The organism is Azonexus sp., from assembly GCF_036170495.1.
In the GTDB taxonomy this organism is placed as follows: domain Bacteria; phylum Pseudomonadota; class Gammaproteobacteria; order Burkholderiales; family Rhodocyclaceae; genus Azonexus.
The window spans coordinates 1-2,152 of the sequence record NZ_JAVHPH010000358.1; the positions used below are offsets into that span (position 1 = coordinate 1).

A 2,152-nucleotide genomic window follows, 5' to 3' on the forward strand; every position below is an offset into this window, starting at 1 on the left:
TGGGCATCCGAATAGTTCAGCGGGCTGCGGTAATGAGCGCGCAGGATGAAGAAGCGGACGACTTCGGCATCGAACTGCTCGAGTACCGTGCGGATCGTGAAGAAATTGCCCAGCGATTTCGACATCTTCTCGTTATCGACACGAACAAACCCGTTGTGCATCCAGTAATTGACGAAGGCGCACTGATGCGCGCCCTCGGACTGGGCGATCTCGTTCTCGTGGTGAGGGAACTGCAAATCCTGGCCGCCGCCGTGGATGTCGAAATGCTCCCCGAGCAATTTCGAACTCATCGCCGAACATTCGATGTGCCAACCCGGACGACCTTCGCCCCACGGTGACTCCCAAGCCGGCTCACCGGGCTTGGCATGTTTCCACAGTACAAAATCGAGCGGATCCTGCTTGGCCGAATCGACCTCGACCCGCTCGCCGGCCCGCAGATCGTCAAGCGACTTGCCGGACAGCTTGCCGTAACCCTCGAACTTGCGCACCGCGTAATTCACGTCGCCATCGATTGCCTTGTAGGCGAGGCCTTTGGCCTCGAGCTCACCGATCAAATCGAGCATTTCCGGCACGTAGTCGGTCGCCCGCGGCTCGAAGTCCGGCCGCTGGACGCCCAGCGCATCGGCATCTTCGTGCATGAAGGCGATAAAACGGTTGGTCAGTTGCTGGATCGTCTCGCCATTCTCGATGGCACGCCTGATGATCTTGTCGTCGATGTCGGTAATGTTGCGGACGTAGGTTACGTCGTAGCCGCTCGCCTTGAGCCAGCGATAAACCATGTCGAAGACGACCATCACCCGCGCATGGCCAAGGTGGCAATAGTCATAGACCGTCATGCCACAAACATACATGCGAACCTTGTTCGCTTCGATCGGGGTGAAAACCTGTTTTTCGCGCTGGAGGGAGTTGTAGATCTTGAGCATGCAGGGAGAGAGACCGGGCTTGGCCGGCTTGCTAATCCCTATGGAATCACCGGCATTTTTGGTAGAATCGGAAGATTGTATAACCTCGAAAAGTATAGCATAGCGATGACCTCTATTTCCCTGCTCCAGCCCCGTTTTAAGCAGCTCAAGACGTTGCGTGCAATGGCGATTGGCCTGGCCATCAGCTTCGCCGTACCGGCTTTCGCCGACAACCTGCCGGAAGTCCAGCGCCTGATCAAACAGGGCCAATACCCACAAGCCCTCGAAAAAGTAGACGCCTACCTGAGCAGCCGCCCGAAGGATGCCCAGGGTCGCTTCCTGAAAGGCCTGATCTATACCGAGATGAACAAGCCGGTCGACGCCATCAGCGTGTTCACCAAGCTATCCGAGGATTACCCGGAACTGCCGGAGCCCTATAACAACCTGGCCGTGCTCTATGCCCAGCAAAAGCAATACGAAAAGGCCCGTACAGCGCTGGAAATGGCCATAAGGACTCACCCCTCCTACGCCATCGCCTACGAAAACCTCGGCGACGTCTACGCCAAGCTGGCCAGCCAGGCCTATGACAAGGCCCTGCAACTCGACAACTCCAATTCGACGACGCAGAACAAGCTGGCCTTGATCCGCGACCTCATTACCACCTCGGGCAAGGGCAACGTCAAGCCGCAGCCGGTTGCTGCTGCAGCCGCTCCGGTTGCTGCCGCGGCAACGCTCGCCCCCGTTGCCGCCAAGCCGGCTGCAGCGCCGAGCGCTACCGTCATCACCTCGACGCCCGGCGCCGCCTCGGCCACCCCGCCGGCCGCCAAGCCGATGGTAGTCGCCGCTGCTCCTGCACCGGCAGCAACAGCCGCGCCGGCCCCGACTGCCGTAGCCGCCCCCGTCTCCGCTCCGGCCAAAACCGCCGCCGGCAGCGACGATGTCGTCAAGGCCATCAACGCCTGGGCCAACGCCTGGTCACGCAAGGACATGCGCGCCTACCTGGGAGCCTACGCCAACGACTTCAACACACCGAAGGGCATGAGCCGCAAGGCCTGGGAGCAGGAACGCGAACAGCGTATCGCCGGCAAGAGCGGCAAGATCTCGGTTTCCTTCGATACGCCGCAGATCACGATCAATGGCGACAAGGCCACCGCCAAGTTCCGTCAGCATTACAAGGCAACCAGCCTGAGCGGCTCGACGACCAAGACACTCGTTTTCGTTCGGGCCGGTAGCAAGTGGCTGATCAAGGA

Annotated in this window: 2 protein-coding genes; one reads left to right on the forward strand and one right to left on the reverse strand. The window is 60.0% G+C overall.

The window, feature by feature from the left end; genetic code table 11:
• Positions 1 to 923: cysteine--tRNA ligase (gene cysS, locus ADADOO_RS13190; protein ID WP_511277964.1), on the reverse strand; the 923-nt coding region annotated here is incomplete at its 3' end.
• Positions 924 to 1,028: 105 nt separating this feature from the next.
• Here cysS and ADADOO_RS13195 point away from each other — a divergent pair.
• Positions 1,029 to 2,152 (forward strand): nuclear transport factor 2 family protein (locus ADADOO_RS13195; protein ID WP_511277965.1); only part of this gene is annotated, 1,124 nt, incomplete at its 3' end.